Source organism: Streptomyces alanosinicus, from assembly GCF_014650595.1.
Taxonomy (GTDB): domain Bacteria; phylum Actinomycetota; class Actinomycetes; order Streptomycetales; family Streptomycetaceae; genus Streptomyces; species Streptomyces alanosinicus.
In genome coordinates, this window is sequence record NZ_BMVG01000024.1 from 55,712 (window position 1) to 75,088 (window position 19,377).

A 19,377-nucleotide genomic window follows, 5' to 3' on the forward strand; every position below is an offset into this window, starting at 1 on the left:
GGTTCTGCGTTACGGCCCTGACCTAGACCTGGGATGCGACGTCATCGTCGGCCCCATCTTTCCAGACCCGACCCCATGGTCGGCGCCTCGGCCAAGTCCAGGTCAAGCGCGCGCGTCAGTCCAGACCCAGTTCATCCTTCGAGAAGGCGAACCGGTACGGAACACCCGCGCCGGCCTCGATCTTCTCGGCGGCACCGGTGGCCCGGTCCACGATGGTCGCCACGGCGACGACCTCGGCACCGGCCTCGCGCACCGCCTCCACCGCGGTGAGCGGGGAACCGCCGGTGGTGGAGGTGTCCTCGACGACCAGGACCCGGCGGCCCCTGATCTCCGGGCCCTCGACCCGCCGCTGCAGGCCGTGCGCCTTCGCGGCCTTGCGGACGACGAACGCGTCCAGCTTCCTGCCGCGCGCGGCGGCGGCGTGCAGCATGGCGGCCGCGACCGGGTCGGCGCCCATCGTCAGGCCGCCGACCGCGTCGAACTCCAGGTCCGCGGTGAGGTCCAGCAGCACCTGGCCGACGAGCGGGGCGGCCTCGCCGTCGAGGGTGATGCGGCGCAGGTCGACGTAGTAGTCGGCCTCCAGACCCGAGGAGAGGGTCACCTTGCCGTGCACCACGGCCTTGTCCTTGATCTGCTGCAGCAGCGCGCCGCGTACGTCCGTCATGCCGACCAGCTTAAAGGCGCCGCCAGCTCCAGGTCGTGGTCGCCTCCAGCGGCTCCAGCGGCGTGACCAGGCGCGCGGCGGTGTTCAGGCCGTTGGGCGGGCCGGTCTGCGGCTCGACGCACACGGCCTCGGCCTGCTCGTCGTAGACGACCACCCACTCCTCGCGGCTGGTCACCTTCAGCTCCAGCTGCCCCGGCCAGGTGAGGGTGACGTCGACGCCGTCGGGCATGCCGAAGCAGTCGTCCCAGGGGCCGGGCACGGGGTCGATGCGGTTGCCGGTCGGCAGATGGTCGGCGCCGCGCTCCTCCTGCCAGGCGGGCTTGAAGTCGAGCGTCACGTCCTCGCGGCCGAGGTTGCGGTTGAACCACGGGTGCCAGCCGATCTGCGCCGGGAAGGAGTCGTCCCGCGCCTCCACCGACATCGTCAGCGTCAGGCTGTCCTCGGTGAGCGTGACGACCTGGGTGACGCGGCCGGGGTGCGGCCAGGGCTCGACGAGGTCGTACGTGATCACCGCCTCGTTCACCGCGGTGCGCGCGACGCGCCAGGCGCCGTCGCGGGCGGTGCCGTGGATGGCGTGCGGCGGGGAGTTGAGCGGCATCTGGCGGACGGTGCCGCCGTCGAGGAAGCGGCCGTCCCGGATGCGGCCGCACCAGGGCACCATGGGGAAACAACCGTAGCGCTCGCCTTGCCGGAGCAGTTCCGTGCCGTTGATGCGCAGACCGGCGATGCGGCCGCCGCCTGCGGGGGTGACACGTACTTCCGCGTCGCCTGCTGTCAGCGTGATGTCTTCGTTACTCACGGGAAGAGGCTACTGGGGGGACCGGTCGCGGATTCGGCTGATGGCGCGTTGTGGTTGCTCGCGCGGTTCCCCGCGCCCCTGGGGATGTCGCGGTCAACGTCTCTTACGCAGTGCGCGTCCGACCACGATCGCCGATGCCACCACCAGTGCCGCTGCCGGGGCCGCCCAGCGCAGTGTCGATGCCGCCGTGGCCGGCTGGGGGGCCGGGACCGGGGCGTAGCGACCGCGGGGTGGGGCGTGGTCGACCTCCTCGGCGCTGCGGCCGATCATCGTGCGGCGGGCGTGCGCGGCCTCGGCGGGGGGCTCGCCGGTGTCGGCGAAGTCGTCCGCGAGGCGGTCGGCCGCCGGGTCCAGTGAGGGCGGGGGGACCTCGGTGTCGAAGACGGAGGAACGCGTGTCCTCGGGCTCGGACTCCGGCTCGGGTTCAGGCTCGTGCTCCGGCTGGGGCTCCGCGGGCGTCGCCAGGTTTTCCACAAAACGGTTCAGCAGGCGGGTCAGCGCCGTGCTCACCGTGTCCGCCGGCAGTTCCGTGATACGGCCGCCGGCGTCCGCCGTGCCCTCGACCGTGACCGTCGTACCGCCCTCGGTGGCGGTGAGACACAGCCGGAGGGCGAGCTTCACGGCGCCGGTGCCACGGGCCTCGACGGCGTCGCCCTCGACGGCGTACGTACCGTCCTCGCGGGGGACCACGCGGGCCGTACCCCGGTAGGTGACGGAGTGTCCGCCGACGCGCAGCTTCAGGCGTCCGGCGACCGGTTCGGCACCGGCGTCCTGCTGCAGACCGGGGACCGCACGGGCGACGCGCGCGGGGTCGGCGAGGGCGTCTCTGAGCGGTTCGACCGGGACCGGGACGAAGACCTGGTGCTCCATGTCGGCTGAGCCTACCCAGGTAGGAGCGGAAAGTACCCCCGCCCGCCCGGCTCGTCAGTAGCGCGGATGCACCAGCGTGGACGGCGGCAGCCCGCCGATCCGGGTGCGCCGGGCCGCCCTGCCGTCGGCCGTCAGCTCGGCCTGTGTCAGCGTGCGCGGGCGCCAGGGGCCGAGCCGCAGGGCCGGCGCGGTGCGCCCCGGCGCCGCGAGCAGGAATCCCCAGTCGTGCGGGGGTCCGGAGGTGCCCGCCGAGCGGTCGGGGCCGGCCGGGAAGCCGGAGTCATGGCCGAGGACCCGGTAGGGGGAGCCGGCGAAGCCCGCCGCGCGCAGGGTCGCGGCGACCGTCCAGAAGACCCGGGGGCGGGTGGTGACGGCCCCGGCGTGGACGACGAGCCGGCCGCCGGGGGCGAGGACCCGTCGGGCCAGTCCGTAGAACTCCTGGGAGTACAGCTTGGTGCTGGCGGTGATGCCGGGATCGGGCAGGTCGGCGATCACGACGTCGTACGCGGCGGCGGGTGCGCCGCGCAGCCAGCCGAGCGCGTCGGCGGTGGTGGGGTGGACGCGCGGGTCGGCGTAGGCATGGGCGTTGACGGCGCTGAGGCCGGGGTCGTGGCGGGCCAGGCGGAGCAGGCCCGGGTCGAGTTCGACGATGTCGACGCGGCGCACCCCGGGCCGGCGCAGCACCTCGCGGGCGGCCAGGCCGTCGCCGCCGCCGAGGATGAGGACGCGCGCGTGCGCCCCGCCGGACAGCGCGGGGTGGACGAGGGCCTCGTGGTAACGGCGTTCGTCGCGGCCGCCGACGCGGAGCCGGCCGTCCAGGAAGAGGTCGAGGGGCTTGCCGTCGGTGCCGCCGGCGAGGACGACCTCCTGCACGCCGGTCTGTTCGGCGACCCGGACGTCCCTGCCGTAGACGGCATGCCGGGCGGCGCGTTCGAAGTCGCCGACGAGGGCGGCGGCGGAGGCGAGGACACCGAGGACGACAAGGCCGCCGAGCAGCAGGGTCCAGCGGGCCCGGCGGGTCAGATCGCGGCGGAAGAGGCCCAGCACCAGGGCTCCGCCGGCGACGACGTTGACCGTGCCGGTGAGCAGCGCGCCCGTCAACTGGCCCAGGAAGGGCAGGAGGAGAAAGGGGAAGGCAAGACCGCCGACCAGCGCGCCCACATAGTCCGCGGCGAACAGGTCGGCCACCGCGCCGCCCGCGTCCTGGAGCCGGATGCGCTGGATCAGCTCCATCAGCAGCGGGACTTCGGCGCCGATCAGCAGGCCGATGGCGAGGGAGAAGGCGACCAGCAGAAAGCGCGGGCCGTCGGCCCACATCCCGCCCCAGCCGCCGGTCCAGGCGAAGACGGCGTACAGCGCCATCGCGCTGCATCCGCCGACCAGCGCGAGGACGGTCTCGATCGCGCCGAAGCCGGCCGCGGCGTGCCAGCGCAGCCGCTTGGCGCCGAGGGAGCCGATGCCCATCGCGAACACCATCACGGACAGCACGACGGAGGACTGGGTGACCGAGTCGCCGATCAAGTACGAGGCGAACGCGACGAGTTCGAGTTCGTACACGAGCCCGCAGGCCGCGCAGACGAAGACGCACACAAGGACCAGGAACCGCCCGGTGCCGGGCCGGACGGGCAGCCGGGCGGGGCCCGTCCAGGAGGGCGGGGCCCCCGGAGGCGCGGGGGCGTGCGGTTCGATCACGCTGCGACGTTACGTCACATGATGGGTACGCTTCGTCACCCACACGTGTGGATCTGGGGGCAGTTGACGCACTGTGGGTTTATGCGAACCCGGGTGGATCTAGGGGGGATCCAGATGGATCCAGCTGGACTCAGCCGGACTCAGCTGGTCGGCGGCATCGTCGCCCGCACCCCGACCCGGGTGCGGGTGGCCACCAACTGGCCGTCCTGCGGGTAGGCGTGCCAGGTGCGCCAGTGCACCTGGCCCTCGTGGTGCTGGGCCAGCAGCGCGGTGAACGCGTGCGGGCTGCCGGGGAAGACGCCCGCGAGACCGTGCGGATGCTCGGAGACCAGGGCCAGCAACTCCTGGGCGCGGCCCGCGAACGAGCCGGGGGTGAGCACCTCGACGCGCGCCGCGAACTCGTACTCCCAGTCGTTGACCCGCTTGGCGACACCGAGCGGCAGCGGGGTGCTGGAGCCGGGGATGCACGCGACCGTCTCCGAGCAACTGCCGTGCTCCTCCTCCAGCAACACCTGGTGTGATGCGCCGAGGAGTCTCAACTGGAGCTTGGCTCCGGTGAGTTCCAGATCGAGGGTGGCCAGGGCGGGCAGCGGTTCGCGGCCCAGGGCCCAGGCCAGGTCGGCAGCCCGCGTATCAGTGTAGGAGGTGTTCAGGGTCGTGAGCATGGATCGGCTCCGCTAACACGCGATGAGGGGGAGATCGGCCATGTCAGCCCAGCCGGCTCGGCCGGGGCGGGAGTCTCTGGGACGTCCGAGGGGCTGCGTTGGCGTTTTAGAGGGAATCATGAACAGAGGCGCCCCCACAGCGTTTTTACCCAAGTTCGTGGGGTTTCCATCCCTCAGAGGGCTCCACAGTTCAACTGTTCAACCATGTCGTGCGCCCGGCGCGGAAACCGCACGGCGAGCGCCCGCCGGCTTCCTTCGCCGGCGGGCGCTGCTGTGCGGCCCGGATACGGTTCCCCCGACGGGCTCAGCTGCCCCGTGTCAGCTGCTGCCTCCCCCGCATCCGCCCCCGCCGCCGCACGACGAACCCCCGCCGCAGGAGGAGCCGCCGCAGGAGGAGTGGCCTCCGCACGAATGGCCTCCGCCGCAGGAGTGGCCGCCATGATGTCCCCCGTGGTGCCCGTCCGACGACCCGGAGCCGGCGGTGCCCGCCCACCAACTGCCGCTTCCGTCGTACGACGAGGACGACGAACGCGACGCGGACGACGACCGGGACCGGCGGCGCCCGCCCTTGCCGAGTGACACCCCGCGCTGTCGCGTCCCGTCCCGGACCGCCCGCGCCATGAGGAGCACGAACGCGGCCACGATCGGGATGAAGATGAAACCGGTGACCATGGCGTCATCCTCCTTCCGTTCCCCCCGGAGCGGCCCCCCGTGGACCGCGGTGACGGGCAGATGCCCGGCCGTCCGAAGCCTCAAAGCAGAGTTGAGCAACTTCTGAGGGTCTCCCCGGGAAAGAGGCCCCTGACCTGCGGCGAAAGGCAGATCCGGGGCGGACGCGTGGCGCGCGTGTCCGGACCGGCCCGACTGCCCGGCCGGTTGAGGAAGCCCCGGGCCTGGGCGCAGGATGGCTCGCATGACCTCCAGCGCACGCCCTCACCTCAACCGTCGACTGGCCGAGTTCGGGACGACGATCTTCGCGGAGATGTCCGCGCTCGCCGTGGCGACCGGCTCGATCAACCTCGGCCAGGGCTTCCCCGACACGGACGGCCCGCAGGAGATCCGGGAGGCGGCGGTACGCGCGCTGCGCGAGGGCCGCGGCAACCAGTACCCGCCGGGCCCCGGCATCCCGGAGCTGCGCACCGCGATCGCCGCCCACCAGCTGCGCCGCTACGGACTGGACTGCGACCCCGACACCGAGGTGCTGGTCACGGCGGGCGCGACCGAGGCGATCGCGGCCTCGCTGCTGGCACTGGTGGAGCCGGGCGACGAGGTGGTGGCCCTGGAGCCGTACTACGACTCCTACGCGGCGAGCATCGCGATGGCGGGCGGCACCCGGGTGCCGGTGACCCTGCGTCCGCACGAGGGGTCCTTCCGCCTGGACCTGGACGAGCTGCGCGCGGCCGTCACCGGCCGCACCCGCCTCCTGCTGATCAACACCCCGCACAATCCGACCGGTACGGTCCTCACGCGCGCGGAGCTGACCGCGATCGCCGAGCTGGCGGTCGAGCGGGACCTGCTGGTCGTCACGGACGAGGTCTACGAGCACCTGGTCTTCGGCGACGCCGAGCATGTGCCGCTCGCCTCCTTCCCCGGTATGCGCGAGCGCACCGTGACGATCGGCTCGGCCGGCAAGACGTTCTCCTTCACCGGCTGGAAGGTCGGCTGGGTCACGGCCGTGCCGGAGCTGGTCAGCGCGGTCCGCGCGGTGAAGCAGTTCCTGACGTACGTCTCCGCGGGCCCCTTCCAGTACGCGGTGGCCGAGGCGCTCGCCCTGCCCGACTCCTACTTCGAGGAGTTCCGCCGGTCCATGCTGGCCCGCCGGGACATCCTCGCGAAGGGGCTGACGGAGGCGGGCTTCACGGTCTTCCGGCCGGCCGGCACCTACTTCATCACCACCGACATCCGCCCCCTCGGCGAGAAGGACGGCTTCGCCTTCTGCCGCGCCCTGCCCGAACGGGCCGGCGTGGTCGCCATCCCCAACGCCGTCTTCTACGACGACCGGGAGGCGGGCGCACCGTTCGTGAGGTTCGCCTTCTGCAAGCGCGAGGAGGTGCTGCGGGAGGCCGCGGAGAGGCTGCGAGCGCTGTAGCCGCCCTGAAGGGCAGCGCCCCGAAGGGCGCGGGGCCGTATCGACATGCGGCTCCGTCGCGTGGGCGTGAGCGACAACGACGGGCCCGCAGACGGGCGACGGCCGAAAGCACAACGGCGCGTCACCGCACGGCCCCACCCCGCCGTCACGCAGGGTGCTGAGGTGTGACGTATGCCAGTACCCTCGCCAAGCCCGTAGCCGCGCCGAAGCCGGCGCAGCGAACCGCGCGGGCGAGCTGGGTCGCCGTGGGCCTCTTCCTCGGCGCCCGGCTCAGCGGCGCGGCCGTGCTCGCGCTCGTGGCGCACCGCGCGGGCCGGCATCCGCTGACGCTGCTGGCCCGGTCCTGGGACTCGGTCTGGTACCTGGGCATCGCCGCGCACGGCTACGGCCACAATCTGCCCTCGCACCTCCCGGGTCCGCACAGCGACCTGGCGTTCTTCCCGCTGTACCCGCTGCTGGAGCGGACGGCGAGCGCCCTGACCCCGGTCGGCGCGGACATGGCCGGGCTGCTGCTGTCGTGGGCCGCGGCCGCCGTGGCCGCCGCCGGGATCCACGCGGTGGGCTCCCGGCTGCACGGGCGGGCCACCGGTCTCGCGCTGGTCCTGCTGTGGGCGCTGCTGCCGCACTCGGTGGTGCTGTCGATGGCGTACACCGAGCCGCTGCTGACCGCGTTCGCGGCCTGGTCGCTGTACGCGGTGCTGGCCGGGAACTGGCTGTGGGCGGGCGTTCTCGCGGCGCTCGCGGGGCTCGCCCGTCCGAACGGGTGCGCGGTCGCCGCCGCGGTGCTGGCCGGGGCCGCCGCCGAGGTGTGGCGCCGACGCGGAAAAGTTTCCCACAGGCTGTGGACGGGCGCGGCGCTCGCCCCGCTGGGCTGGACGGCGTATGTGCTGTGGGTGGGCGGGCGCAAGGGCGATCTGCTGGGCGGCTACTTCGAGGTGCAGCGGCTGTGGGGGTCGCGGTTCGACTTCGGGCGGGGTTCGGTGCAGTACCTGAGCGCGATGCTGCTGCACGGCAGCCGGTTCGAGGTCCCGATGGCCCTGGCGGTCGTGGCGGCGGGGGCGCTGCTGTACGCGGTGCTGTTCCTGGACCGCGCCCCGCTGGCGCTGCTCGTGTACAGCGGGGTGCTGCTGCTGATCGCGCTCGGCGGCTCGGGGTTCTTCGAGTCCAAGCCGCGGTTCCTGCTGCCGGCGTTTCCGCTGCTGCTGCCGCTCGCCCACGGGCTGGTACGGACGGCGAGAGCCCGGCCCTGGCACGCGACCGTGCTGGTCGCGTGCCTGGCCGGGCTCAGCTATCTCTACGGCGCGTACCTGGTGGTGTACGCGCTGGCACCGCTGTAGAGGGCGTCCGTGGGGCTACTCGCCCTCGGAGTCGCCCTCGCCCTCGGGCTGGTCCGCCTCGTTGACGGCCTCTTCCAGGCCGAGGTGCTCGACGAGCCACTTGTCGAACTCGATCGCGGCGCGCACCCAGCTGACCGTCGAGGAGACGAAGTGGTTGATGTCGACGCCCGTGCCGATCAGCATCTGGGCCTCGCCGATCAGCCGGACCGTGCCGTCGTCGTGGGTGTGGGTGTACACCTTGGGCCACAGGGTGCGGCGGTTCCAGTCGTCGACGGACTCCAGCAGCTGCGGCTTCTCGTCGATCTTGTGGGGGCGGTCGTAGAACGTCCGGACCGAGAAGACGGCCTGCTCGTCCTCCCCGCGGAACATGAAGTAGGTGCGGAACTGCTCCCACGGAGCCGCGAGGTCACCCTCCTCGTCGACGACGTACTTCAGCTCCATCTGGTCGAGGAGCTGCTTCACGAGGTCCTGATCCGGGAGGACGGGGCCGGCCGGTCCCTGGGGCTCGGGCTCGGGCTGGCCCCCGAAGTTCGGAATCGAGGACGGGTCGATGCTCACCGTGTTTTTCCCTTCATGGTGGATTCCGCCATCCTCCCCCAGAGGGGGCGGGGGATGGCAACCCCGCACCACCTGTCAGCCGTGGGCTGAAGAAAGCGCCTGCCCGCTGTGCGCGATGATGTGATCATGCGCATGCGGAAAGAGGTGCGGTGGCTGCTGTGGACGCTGTGGCTGGCGTGCCTGGTGTTCGCCGTGTGGTTCGTGGTCGCCGTGATCGTCCTGCTGCTGGACGACATGCCGCTCAACCAGCTGCAGAACTGACCCGGGCCCGTCGGCCACAAGGGCGACGGGCCCGTCCGTCGCGGGCTCGGCTACAGCGTCTTCCCGGTCGCCGGACCCACGATCAGGCCCTCGCCGAACCGGTCCACGCGGACCGTGTCGCCGTCCTTGACCTCGCCGGAGAGGATCTCCTTGGCGAGGCGGTCGCCGATGGCGGTCTGCACCAGGCGGCGCAGCGGCCGGGCGCCGTAGGCCGGGTCGTTGCCCTCCTCGGCGAGCCAGGCGAGCGCCTGCGGGGTGACCTCCAGGGTGAGCCGGCGCTCGGCGAGCCGCTTGCCCAGCCGGTCGATCTGGAGCTGGGCGATCCGCTCCAGCTCGGACCCGGTCAGTGCCGAGAAGACCACCAGGTCGTCGAGCCGGTTGAGGAACTCCGGCTTGAAGGAGGCCCGGACGACCTCCAGGACCTGCTCCTTCTTCTCGTGCTCGCTGGTCAGCGGCTCGACCAGGTACTGACTTCCCAGGTTGGAGGTGAGCACCAGGATGGTGTTGCGGAAGTCGACCGTACGTCCCTGACCATCCGTCAGCCGGCCGTCGTCCAGTACCTGGAGCAGGATGTCGAAGACCTCGGGGTGGGCCTTCTCCACCTCGTCCAGGAGTACGACGCTGTACGGGCGGCGGCGGACGGCCTCGGTGAGCTGGCCGCCCTCCTCGTAGCCGACGTATCCGGGGGGCGCGCCGACCAGGCGGGCCACGCTGTGCTTCTCGCCGTACTCGGACATGTCGATGCGGACCATGGCCCGCTCGTCGTCGAAGAGGAAGTCGGCCAGCGCCTTGGCGAGTTCGGTCTTGCCGACACCGGTCGGGCCGAGGAAGAGGAAGGAGCCGGTGGGGCGGTCGGGGTCGGCGATACCGGCGCGGGAGCGTCGTACGGCGTCGCTCACGGCCCGTACGGCCTCGGTCTGGCCGATGAGCCGGCGGCCCAGCTCGTCCTCCATGCGCAGCAGCTTCTGTGTCTCGCCCTCCAGCAGGCGGCCGGCCGGGATGCCGGTCCAGGCGGCGACGACGTCGGCGATGTCGTCGGCGCCGACCTCGTCCTTGACCATGGTGTCCTTGGCGGCCTCCTCCTCGGCCTCGGAGGCGGCCTCCAGCTCCTTCTCCAGCGTGGGGATCTCGCCGTAGAGCAGCTTGGCCGCGCGGTCGAAGTCGCCGTCGCGCTGGGCGCGTTCGGCCTGGCCGCGCAGGTCGTCCAGCTTCTCCTTCAGCTCGCCGACCCGGTTGAGGGACTGCTTCTCCTTCTCCCAGCGGGCGGTCAGGCCCCGCAGTTCCTCCTCCTTGTCGGCGAGGTCGCGGCGCAGCTTCTCCAGCCGGGCGAGGGAGGCGGGGTCGGTCTCCTTGCCGATCGCCAGCTCCTCCATCTTGAGCCGGTCGACGGCGCGCTGGAGTTCGTCGATCTCGACCGGCGAGGAGTCGATCTCCATGCGCAGCCGGGAGGCGGCCTCGTCGACGAGGTCGATGGCCTTGTCGGGCAGGAAGCGGGAGGTGATGTACCGGTCGGAGAGGGTGGCGGCGGCCACCAGCGCGCTGTCGGCGATCTGCACCTTGTGGTGGGCCTCGTACCGGCCCTTCAGGCCGCGCAGGATGGCGATGCTGTCCTCGACGGTCGGCTCGGCGACCAGCACCTGCTGGAAGCGGCGCTCCAGCGCCGGGTCCTTCTCGATCCGCTCCCGGTACTCGTCCAGGGTGGTCGCGCCGACCATGCGCAGCTCGCCGCGGGCCAGCATGGGCTTGAGCATGTTCCCGGCGTCCATGGCGGAGTCGCCGCCGGCACCGGCGCCGACGACAGTGTGCAGCTCGTCGATGAAGGTGATGATCTGCCCGTCGGAGTCCTTGATCTCGGCGAGCACGGCCTTCAGCCGCTCCTCGAACTCGCCCCGGTACTTCGCCCCGGCGACCATGGCCCCGAGGTCCAGCGAGACCAGCCGCTTGTCCTTCAGGGACTCGGGCACGTCCCCCTTCACGATCCGCTGGGCCAGCCCCTCCACGACGGCCGTCTTGCCGACGCCGGGCTCGCCGATCAGCACCGGGTTGTTCTTGGTCCGGCGGCTCAGCACCTGCACGACCCGCCGGATCTCCTGGTCCCGCCCGATGACCGGGTCGAGCCGGCCCTCGCGGGCGGCGGCGGTGAAGTCGGTGCCGAACTTCTCCAGGGCCTTGTACTGGCCCTCGGGGTCGGCGGTGGTCACGCGGCGTCCTCCCCTGGCCTTCTTGAAGGCCTCCAGCAGCTTCTTGGCGTCGGCGCCCCCGCCGCGCAGCAGCTCTCCGGCGGCCCCGCCCTTGGCGGCGATGCCGATGAGCAGATGCTCGGTCGACAAATAGTCGTCCCCGAGGTCCTTCGCGCGCTCGTCGGCGTCCGCGAGCACGGCCAGCAGCTCACGGTTGGGCTGCGGGGGCGCGACGGTGGATCCGGTCACGCTGGGCAGGGCGGCCAGGATCTTCTCGGTGCCCGCGCGTACGGCCGCCTGGTCGGCGCCGACGGCCGCGAGCAGGTCGGTGATGTTCTCGTTGTCCTGCCCCTGAAGCAGGGCCAGCAGCAAGTGCGCGGGCGTGAGGTCCGCGTGCCCCGCGGTCACGGCCCGGTTGCTGGCCGCGCTGATCGCGTCCCGGCTCCTGTTGGTCAGCTCGGCGTCCACGTCGTCCGTTCTCCTCCTCGGCCATATTCTCCACTGCTGACTTAACCAGCGTACACAAAGTTGAGCCTATTCCGCTCAAGGTTCGGAGGCCTTCAGTCAAGGTGGGACCGAAGCCCTTCGGGCGCTAGGTTGCGGGGCATGACGAAGCACCCTGAGGAGTACCTGGCGTTCTGGCGGGAACGCCACCTGTGCACCCTGACGACGCTCCGGTCCGACGGCAGCCCCCATGTGGTGCCGGTGGGCGTGACGTACGACGCGGAGGCCGGACTGGCCAGGGTGATCACCAGCGGGACCAGCACGAAGGTGCGGCACGTCCGCGCGGCCGGGGCCGAGGGCGCCCGGGTGGCGGTCTGCCAGGTGGACGGCCGGCGCTGGGCCACGCTGGAGGGGCGCGCGAGGGTACGGACGGAACCGGACCGGGTGGCGGAGGCGGTACGCCGCTATGCCGAGCGCTACCAGCGGACACCGGGGCCGAATCCCGCGCGCGTGGTGATCGAGATAGCGGTGGAGCGGACGCTGGGGCACGGCTGAGACGACCGAAAAGTTTCAGCCACGGTGGTGGCCTCCCCATACCTGCCATACCTCGATATGTCCCCAGAAACTGCAGCGGCGTCACCGTGTTCAGGTCACGGTGACGCCGCTGCGGGGGGAAGCACCTGAGCGATCTTTTACGACGGGGGAATCGCGTCAGGCACTGCGGGGGGTGGCCGAGATGGTCCTCACGTCCGGGTCCACCGGCTCGGCAAGCCGGTGATCCCGCTGGTCGAGGTTCACAAAGATCATTCCGTAGCGGATGGCACAGCGGACCGGCTGGGGCGCGCCTCGCGGCTTGCGCAGACACCGGTAGGCCCGCACGTCCTCTTCCTCGTCCCGCGTCACGACGACCGGCTCACCGAACACGGTCACCATCAGCGAGTCACCGCTGTGGGGGATGGCGGTGACCAGATCGATGAAGTGCCAGCCGGAGCGGTAGGCCGTGGCCATTTCACGACGGAAGGAGCGGTCGTCGGGTGGAGTCGTCATGCGCCCGCCCTCTCCTCCGCGCCTGTCTGCCCCCCGGTGCTCGCGATCGCCTGCGCGAAGGTCCAGCCGGTGTCTGCGCGCACACTGGTCCAGCCGGTGTCCTGCGAGGTGACCTCGGCGTGCCCCTGATGTATGGCGGTGAAGGCCACAGCGGTGGAGAAGACCGCGGCAAGCAGTGAGCCAAGCAATCTCGCTCGCATAGTCGGCTTCATCCTCACTTGATGGTTTCCTCTCCCCCGCGTGACAAGACGATGGCTCATTCAGGCACGTCAAGGCCACAGGAGCGATGCATCATGTTCCTGCATGTTCAGGAGCCTGGGGGGTGGAGATTTGCCCACAAACAACACACAAGGGACACATCCTCATGCGATAACCAACCTGTGTGACGAAGGGGCGCGGCTTTACGCCACCGCTCTGCGCACAGGCCGGGTGGGCCGCACGGATGTGGAACCGGCCGCCCCGTGCCTGCTGGAGTTCGCCCTGCTGCATCCGGACCCTGACGACCCGCAGTGGCTGCGCGCCGTGCCTCCCTCGGTCGCCCTGGCCCAGCGGCTGCAGCCGCTGGAGCGGGAGATCCAGGAGCGTCGCCGCCACACCATCGAGCTGACCGACTCCTTCGAGCCATTTGTCGCGATCAGCACGCAGGTCCAGGGCAGCATCCACGCGATCACCGTTCTGGAGGGCTTCGACCGGATCAACTCCGCGCTGAACGCGGCCACCGCAGAGTGCCAGGTCGAGGTCCTCACCGTACAGCCCGGAGGCGGCCGTCCGGTGGACGCACTCACCCAGGCGCTGAAGCGGGACCGGCCGCTGACCGACCGGGGCGTGGTCTTCCGCACCCTGTACCAGCACACCGCCCGGCACAGCCAGGGCACCCTCGCCTACGTCGAGCGGATGCCCCGGGGCAATGTGCAGGTGCGCACCCTGGAGGAGCTGATCGAGCGTCTGATCATCTTCGACCAGACCGTCGCCTTCATCCCCGCCAGCGACGACCGGAGCGTGGCCCTGGAACTGCGGCATCCAGGGCTGATCACCTATCTCCGCAAGGTCTTCGAGCACCTGTGGCAGCGCGCGGTCCCGTTGACCGAGGACGTGCCCAACGAAGTGTCCCCGGACGGCATCACCGGCGTTCAGCGCTCGATCGCGAAGCTTCTCATCGAGGGCCATGTCGACGAGGCCATAGCCCGCCGCCTCGGCATGAACGTACGCACCTGCCGGGCCCACATCGCCAAGCTGGCCTCGGCCCTCGGCAGCGGCAGCCGCGCCCAACTCGGCTTCCTCATCGCACAGTCGGGGCTGCTGGACACGGACACCGCACCGGGGGACGAGCAATGAGCGGCCGGCACCGGGGAGCGGCAAGGGTGCGCCCGTGACGCATCGGGAGCACGGGGTCGAGGAGTTGTGCGCCGCCGGACAGGAGGTGTACGAACGCGCCCTGCGCGAGGGGCGGATCGCCGTCACCGAGGCCGACGGCACGCCCTGTCTCACCGACTTCGGCCTGCTCCACCCCGTCCTCGACGACCCCGGACTGCTCGAACCGGTGGCCCCCGCCGCGGCCCTGCACCGGCTGCTGCGCACCTCCGCGGCGCGCGTCGCCGAGGAACGGCTGCGCGAGGACCGGCTGGTGGCCCGGTTCGAACCGCTCCTGCGGATCGGCGTACGGCAGCCCCCCGCCGCCGGCACCTCGATGCTGCGCCTGCTCAGCGGCACCGAGCAGATCAACCGGGCCATCACCGACGCGATGGTCGACGCCACCGAGGAGTCCCTCACCATCCAGCCGCACACCGGTCTGACCGGCCCGCGCGGCGTGGCGGCCCGCGACACCGCCTTCCCGCGCGACCGGGCCCTGCTGGAGCGCGGCGGCCGTATCCGTGTGCTGTACCAGCACACCCTGCGCCATGTGCCGCTCGTGTACGGGCCGCTGGAGCACTTCCGGCACGGCGACACCGAGGCCCGCAGCCTCGACGAGGTACCGGACCGGCTCATCGTCATCGACCGCGAGGTCGCCTTCGTCCCCGCCGACGACGACGGCACGATGGCCCTGGAGGTCCGCCACCCGGCCCTGATCAAGTACTTCGTCACGACCTTCGAACGGCTCTGGCGGCTGGCCACGCCGATGTTCCCGAAGGCGGTGCAGCCCCCGTCGGTGAACGGCGTCACCCCGCGCCAGCGGGCGATAGCCGCGTTGCTCGTGGAGGGCCACACGGACGCCGTCATCGCCGACCGCCTCGGCATGAACGTACGCACCGCCCGGCTGCACATCGCCAAGCTCGCCACCACCCTCGGCAGCGACAGCCGCGCCCAGCTCGGCTATCTCATCGCACGCTCGGGGATTCTTGATCGGGAGCCGTGAGCGCACCGGCCGGCAGGGCGCGGCCGCGCCGGCGGTCCAGACCGACCTGGGCGATCCGCACACCCAGCTGGGTACGGCTGGCCGCGCCGAGGGTCTCCGACAGCCGGGCGATATGGGCCCGGCAGGTACGCACGCTGATGCCGAGCCGCTCGGCGATGACGGCGTCCTGGTGGCCCTCGGCGAGCAGCGCGGCGATGGACTGCTCACGGTGCGAGATGCCCTCGATGCCGGTGTCGGGCAGCGGGGCGGTCAGCGGGATGGCGAGGCGCCAGAGCCGCTCGAACACCGTCACCAGGTACTCCACGAGGGCCGGGTGGCGCAGTTCCAGGGCCATCGTGCGGTCGGCGTTGGCGGGGATGAACGCCACCGTGCGGTCGAAGAGGATCAGCCGGTCGATCACCTCGTCCAGCGTCCTGGCCTCGACCGTGTCGCCCATCAGCTCCAGGTAGTTCAGGAGGCCCTGGCCATGGCGGGCCACATGGGTGTAGAGGTCGCGCATGCGCACCCCGCGGCCGCGCAGGGCCAGCGCGCGGTGCAGGCCCTCGGTCAGTTCCGCCTCCCGGCGGATGCCGCCGGGCTGCACGGTGAGCACCTCGGTCGTACAGGCCTCGGTCGCCTCGTCCATCGCGGCCTGGATCCGGGAGAGCCCGTCCAGCACCCGGATCGCGCTGCCCTCGGCCGGTGCGGCCAGCGCACCCAGCTGACGGCCGAGGCCGGCGTACCGCTCGAAGGCGGCCACCGCCGAGCCCACCCGCCGCTGGCTCTCCCGGACCTCGTCGTAGACCCCGCGCAGCAGTCTGGTCATGACCTCCTGCGGGGAGGTCGGCACCAGCCAGTCCATGTCGTCGGGGTCCGGGTGCAGCAGGGCCAGTTCCAGCAGGCAGGGCACCGTCTCGGCATCGGTGCGCGGCACGCGCCCGCGGCGTACGGCCCGTGAATACACCCGGTCCCCGGCCGCGCACAGTCGGTCGGCGCCGTGTGGATGCTGCTCCGCCCCACGCCCGGCCATCGTGCATTTCACCCCCGGTGTGCTGCCACTTCCGCAGCGCAACTATGCGCGGCGCCGACCGGGTCCGCAACACGGCTCACCCCAACAGGGCTGCCGCAAAACACTGTTATGTCCGAGTATCGGCCAGGCTCCACCCCTCACATTGCAACAAGCTGATGGTGGTGAGGCGGACGGTGCCACGGCATCGTTGATCTCGCTTCGGGAGCCGCCGCATCGCGTTCACGGAGGTGACGCGATGCGGGCGGCTCCGCCGGAGGAGCCCCGGGCTACTTCAGGCCGGCCGCCGCGCAGGCCGCCTTGTACACGGCGGTGCAGATGTCGCCGACGGTGTAGATGCCGTCCGCGACGACCGTGGACTTGATGTTGCTCTTGGTCAGGGCGGTCGGCTGGATCAGCTTGGACGGGATGGCCTTGGTGGTCGGGCTGTCGACCTTGTCCTGGGTGAGCGCGTCGAACTGGATGTCCTTGCCCTGGACCTTGGCGACGGCCATCTCCGCGGCGGCCTCGGCCTCGTCCGGGTAGGGCTTGTAGACGCTCATGTACTGCTCGCCCGCCACGATCCGCTGGACCGCGTCGAGTTCCGCGTCCTGACCGGTGACCGGGGGCAGGCTGGTGACACCGGCGGCCTTCAGGGCCTTGATGACGCCGCCCGCCATGCCGTCGTTGGCGGAGTAGACGGCGGCGATGTTGTTCTTGCCGACCGCGTTGATCGCCTTGGTCATGTTGGCCTCGGCGTTCTCCGGCTTCCAGCCGTCGGTGTCGTACGTCTCCGCGATCGTCACCTTGCCGTTCAGCTCGGAGAGCGCGCCCTCCTTGAACTGCTTGGCGTTCGGGTCGGTGGGCGAGCCGTTCATCATGACGATCTTGTCGGAGGAGTCGGAGCCCGACCCGAGGGCCTGCAGCAGGGTGCGGCCCTGCACCTCGCCGACCAGTTCGTTGTCGAAGGAGACATAGGCGTCGATCGGACCCTCGGCGAGCCGGTCGTAGGCGATGACCGGAATACCCGCGTCCGTGGCCTTCTTCACCTCGGCGGCGACGGAGTGCGAGTCGACGGCGTCGAGCAGGATGACATCGACCTTCTCGTCGATCATCTTCTGCAGCTGCGCGGCCTGCCGGGAGGCGTCCGCGTTCGCATTGGCGTACTCGACCGTCCCCTTCTTGCCGGTGAGTTCGGCGACCTTGTCCTTGATGATGGGGTAGTCGAACTTGTCGTAGCGGGAGTTGGTCTTCTCCGGCAGCAACAGGCCCACGGTGACGTCGTCGCCCTTGCTCGGGCTCGCGTCCGCGCCGTTCCCTGTCGCGTTCAGCACGCCACAACCGGCGAGCGAGAGGGTCATCGTGGATGCGGCCACGGATATGGCGATACGACGCATTCGAGGGCTCACTTCAGGTGCGATCCGGACGTAGGGCTGCTATACGACCCAGGTGTCTGAAAAGACAACGCGGAGGCCACACCCGGCGTCAAGCGGAACTACTTAACGAGTCCGCAACACCACGCTGAGCTGACTCTGTGAAGGGTGAGCGGAATCGCCTCCAAACACTCTTTACGGACCCTCCATTCAACGGGAGCCCATGAGCCGGTAAAAACCGGCACAACCGACGCGGCCGCCGGCACGTCTTCACCCGTGCCTTCAACCATGCCTTCACCCATGCCTTCGCCCATGTCTTCACCACTGCGAAGAGGAGGGGCCGGGAGGAACGATCCTCCCGGCCCTCGCCGTGTTCCGTCCGGTCCGCCGCCGGTCAGTCCTGCTGCGGCCGCTTGGGCCGCCACACCACCAGCGCGCTGGTCTGCTGGACCTCCTGGTAAGGGACCAGGTCGCGGCGGTAGGAGGCGTGGACGGCGGCCTCGCGCTGCTGCATCGCGGCCGCCGCGCCGTCCAGGGCCGCCTCCAGCTCCGCGACGCGGGACTGCAGGGCGGCGACCTGGTTCTCCAGTTCGATGATGCGCTTGATGCCGGCCAGGTTGATGCCCTCGTCCTGCGACAACTGCTGCACGGTGCGCAGCAGTTCGATGTCGCGGGCCGAGTAGCGGCGGCCCCGCCCGGCGGTCCGGTCCGGGGAGACCAGGCCCAGGCGGTCGTACTGGCGCAGCGTCTGCGGGTGGAGTCCGGAGAGCTGGGCCGCCACCGAGATGACGTAGACCGGGGTCTCCTCGGTCAGTTCATACGGATTACGTCGACGGCCGTCCATCACTCTCAGTCTCCCTTCGCGGCCTCGAACAGCTCCGCCCGCGGATCCTCACCCGCGGTCGCCTCGCGATACGCCTCCAGCGCATCACGAGCCTTCCCCGACACGTCCTTGGGAACACGCACCTCTACGGTGACCAGAAGATCGCCGCGGGTGCCGTCCTTGCGGACCGCGCCCTTGCCGCGGGCACGCATCGTACGGCCGTTCGGCGTGCCCGGAGGCAGCTTCAGGGTGACGGGCGGGCCGCCGAGGGTCGGCACCCGGACCTCGCCGCCGAGGGCGGCCTCGGCGAACGTCACCGGCACGGTGACGGTGAGGTTGTCGCCCTTGCGGCCGAAGACCGGGTGCTCGCCGACATGCACGACCACATACAGGTCGCCCGCCGGTCCGCCCCGCTCGCCGGGCGCGCCCTTGCCGCGCAGCCGGATCCGCTGCCCGTCGGTGACGCCCGCCGGGATGCGGACCTGCATCGTGCGCGAGGACTTGGCGCGGCCGCTGCCCTTGCACTCCATGCAGGGGTGCTCGGCGATCAGACCGCGGCCCTTGCAGTCGGGGCAGGGGTCGGTGAGCGAGAAGCCGCCGCCGGAGCCCCGCGCGACCTGCCCGGTGCCGACGCAGGTCGGGCACACGCGCGGTGTGCCGTTCTTGTCGCCGGTGCCGGAGCAGGCCTTGCAGGGCGCCTGGGAGGACATCCGCAGCGGCACCGTGGCGCCCTCGATGGCCTCCGTGAAGCTCAGCGTGACCTCGGACTCGATGTCCTGGCCGCGCCTCGGCTGGGTGCGGGTGCCGGTGGTGCCGCCACGGTTGAACAGGCCCCCGAAGACATCACCGATGCCGCCCCCGAAGCCGCCGCCCTGGGGGGTGCTGCCGGTGCCTCCGAAGAGGTCGCCCAGGTCGAAGTTGAAGGAGCCGCCGGCGCCCGGTCCGGGGCGGAACCCGCCGCTTCCGAACAGGGCGCGTGCCTCGTCGTACTCCTTGCGCTTCTTGGGGTCGCCGAGGATGTCGTTCGCCTCGGAGATCTCCTTGAAGCGCTCCTCGGCCTTGGCGTTGCCCTTGTTGGCGTCCGGGTGGAACTCGCGGGCGAGCTTGCGGTACGCCTTCTTGATCTCGGCCTCGGTGGCGTCCTTGGGGACGCCGAGGACCTTGTAGTAGTCCTTCTCGATGAAGTCCTTGGTGCTCATCCTCGACGTGCCCCCTTTCCGCGGTTCCCCTTGGTCGT

19 protein-coding genes are annotated in these 19,377 nt (G+C 71.1%); 6 read left to right on the forward strand and 13 right to left on the reverse strand.

The features are described 5' to 3' along the window. Positions 1–115 precede the first annotated feature (115 nt). From pyrE to IE277_RS32950, 5 genes are all read right to left on the reverse strand, one after another. The gene (gene pyrE, locus IE277_RS32930) at positions 116–664 is read right to left on the reverse strand and encodes an orotate phosphoribosyltransferase (RefSeq protein WP_189957384.1); all 549 of its coding nucleotides are present in this window, start codon (positions 662–664) and stop codon (positions 116–118) included. Positions 665–674: 10 nt separating this feature from the next. After that, positions 675–1,463: an aldose epimerase family protein gene (locus IE277_RS32935; protein ID WP_189957385.1), complete on the reverse strand. Its 789-nt coding sequence runs from the start codon at positions 1,461–1,463 to the stop codon at positions 675–677. 93 nt (positions 1,464–1,556) lie between these two features. Then, entirely contained in the window at positions 1,557–2,333 is a 777-nt protein-coding gene (locus IE277_RS32940; RefSeq protein WP_189957386.1) for an SRPBCC family protein, read from the reverse strand. 54 nt (positions 2,334–2,387) lie between these two features. Next, positions 2,388–4,025 (reverse strand): polyamine aminopropyltransferase, encoded by a 1,638-nt coding sequence (locus tag IE277_RS32945; RefSeq protein WP_189957387.1) that lies wholly within the window; start codon positions 4,023–4,025, stop codon positions 2,388–2,390. A gap of 140 nt (positions 4,026–4,165) precedes the next feature. Beyond that, entirely contained in the window at positions 4,166–4,690 is a 525-nt protein-coding gene (locus tag IE277_RS32950) for a DUF2617 family protein (protein ID WP_189957388.1), read from the reverse strand. 904 nt (positions 4,691–5,594) lie between these two features. Between IE277_RS32950 and IE277_RS32955 the strand changes: the two genes are divergently transcribed. Then, the gene (locus IE277_RS32955; RefSeq protein WP_189957389.1) at positions 5,595–6,779 is read left to right on the forward strand and encodes a pyridoxal phosphate-dependent aminotransferase; all 1,185 of its coding nucleotides are present in this window, start codon (positions 5,595–5,597) and stop codon (positions 6,777–6,779) included. Between the two features lie 164 nt (positions 6,780–6,943). Then, positions 6,944–8,116, forward strand: a complete 1,173-nt coding sequence (locus IE277_RS32960; RefSeq protein WP_189957390.1) for a mannosyltransferase family protein — start codon at positions 6,944–6,946, stop codon at positions 8,114–8,116. A gap of 15 nt (positions 8,117–8,131) precedes the next feature. On the opposite strand, the gene IE277_RS32965 is transcribed toward IE277_RS32960, so the two are convergent. Beyond that, positions 8,132–8,674, reverse strand: a complete 543-nt coding sequence (locus IE277_RS32965; RefSeq protein WP_189957391.1) for a type III secretion system chaperone family protein — start codon at positions 8,672–8,674, stop codon at positions 8,132–8,134. Between the two features lie 126 nt (positions 8,675–8,800). Between IE277_RS32965 and IE277_RS48965 the strand changes: the two genes are divergently transcribed. Continuing rightward, positions 8,801–8,935 (forward strand): hypothetical protein, encoded by a 135-nt coding sequence (locus IE277_RS48965; RefSeq protein WP_268252679.1) that lies wholly within the window; start codon positions 8,801–8,803, stop codon positions 8,933–8,935. Between the two features lie 50 nt (positions 8,936–8,985). On the opposite strand, the gene clpB is transcribed toward IE277_RS48965, so the two are convergent. Further along, positions 8,986–11,583: an ATP-dependent chaperone ClpB gene (gene clpB, locus IE277_RS32970; protein ID WP_189957392.1), complete on the reverse strand. Its 2,598-nt coding sequence runs from the start codon at positions 11,581–11,583 to the stop codon at positions 8,986–8,988. A gap of 138 nt (positions 11,584–11,721) precedes the next feature. Here clpB and IE277_RS32975 point away from each other — a divergent pair, with 138 nt between their 5' ends. After that, positions 11,722–12,114, forward strand: a complete 393-nt coding sequence (locus IE277_RS32975) for a pyridoxamine 5'-phosphate oxidase family protein (RefSeq protein ID WP_189957393.1) — start codon at positions 11,722–11,724, stop codon at positions 12,112–12,114. A 156-nt stretch (positions 12,115–12,270) separates the two neighbouring features. On the opposite strand, the gene IE277_RS32980 is transcribed toward IE277_RS32975, so the two are convergent. Further along, entirely contained in the window at positions 12,271–12,606 is a 336-nt protein-coding gene (locus IE277_RS32980; protein WP_189957394.1) for a Rieske (2Fe-2S) protein, read from the reverse strand. Continuing rightward, complete coding sequence (locus IE277_RS32985; protein WP_189957395.1) at positions 12,603–12,794, reverse strand: hypothetical protein; 192 nt, start codon at positions 12,792–12,794, stop codon at positions 12,603–12,605. Before IE277_RS32985 ends, IE277_RS32980 begins: the two co-directional genes overlap by 4 nt. Before the next feature lie 115 nt (positions 12,795–12,909). Between IE277_RS32985 and IE277_RS32990 the strand changes: the two genes are divergently transcribed. Both IE277_RS32990 and IE277_RS32995 read left to right on the forward strand, forming a co-directional pair. Next, positions 12,910–13,941: a helix-turn-helix transcriptional regulator gene (locus tag IE277_RS32990; protein WP_189957396.1), complete on the forward strand. Its 1,032-nt coding sequence runs from the start codon at positions 12,910–12,912 to the stop codon at positions 13,939–13,941. A 34-nt stretch (positions 13,942–13,975) separates the two neighbouring features. Next, positions 13,976–14,959 carry a helix-turn-helix transcriptional regulator gene (locus IE277_RS32995; RefSeq protein ID WP_189957397.1) on the forward strand — a complete coding sequence of 328 codons (984 nt, stop codon included), beginning with the start codon at positions 13,976–13,978 and terminating at the stop codon, positions 14,957–14,959. Here IE277_RS32995 and IE277_RS33000 read toward each other — a convergent pair. From IE277_RS33000 to dnaJ, 4 genes are all read right to left on the reverse strand, one after another. Beyond that, positions 14,922–15,968: a helix-turn-helix transcriptional regulator gene (locus IE277_RS33000; protein WP_189957398.1), complete on the reverse strand. Its 1,047-nt coding sequence runs from the start codon at positions 15,966–15,968 to the stop codon at positions 14,922–14,924. The genes IE277_RS32995 and IE277_RS33000 overlap by 38 nt on opposite strands. 266 nt (positions 15,969–16,234) lie before the next feature. After that, the gene (locus IE277_RS33005) at positions 16,235–17,341 is read right to left on the reverse strand and encodes a sugar ABC transporter substrate-binding protein (protein ID WP_189957399.1); all 1,107 of its coding nucleotides are present in this window, start codon (positions 17,339–17,341) and stop codon (positions 16,235–16,237) included. Between the two features lie 370 nt (positions 17,342–17,711). Beyond that, positions 17,712–18,161 carry a heat shock protein transcriptional repressor HspR gene (locus IE277_RS33010; RefSeq protein WP_189957400.1) on the reverse strand — a complete coding sequence of 150 codons (450 nt, stop codon included), beginning with the start codon at positions 18,159–18,161 and terminating at the stop codon, positions 17,712–17,714. 5 nt (positions 18,162–18,166) lie between these two features. Next, positions 18,167–19,339 (reverse strand): molecular chaperone DnaJ, encoded by a 1,173-nt coding sequence (dnaJ, locus tag IE277_RS33015; protein WP_189957401.1) that lies wholly within the window; start codon positions 19,337–19,339, stop codon positions 18,167–18,169. Positions 19,340–19,377: the final 38 nt, after the last annotated feature.